Raw genomic sequence first — 302 nt, forward strand, 5'->3', positions numbered from 1 at the left:
TTTTACAACGTTCATTTCGATTCTTGATTTTGCAGAGCTTAAATGAGTTTTATCAATACGCCAATTTTGACCATCGTTACTTTTTGCTGTAGCAAAAATAGATTGGCCTTTGGCGTCTTTAAAACTAACTGCGGCTGTGTATTGGTTTTGCTCTTGGCTTAATACTTCAAGCTTTAAAATATTGGTGATCGTGATGTTTTTATTATCGGTCAAGGTTCTGTTAGCTGCACCAGGCATAGGTTGGCAGTGTTTCCATTGGCCGTTTTCAAACGACGTGACACGCCACTCTCTGTAACTTTTAG

Annotated in this window: 1 protein-coding gene; it reads right to left on the reverse strand. The window is 38.7% G+C overall.

All coding sequences use genetic code 11. The features are described 5' to 3' along the window. On the reverse strand, positions 1-302 hold a 302-nt coding region (locus R2R70_RS19605; protein WP_410978837.1), incomplete at both ends, for a hypothetical protein.

Origin of the sequence: Cobetia sp. SIMBA_158 (assembly GCF_046566945.1) — a bacterium.
In the GTDB taxonomy this organism is placed as follows: Bacteria; Pseudomonadota; Gammaproteobacteria; order Pseudomonadales; family Halomonadaceae; genus Cobetia; species Cobetia amphilecti.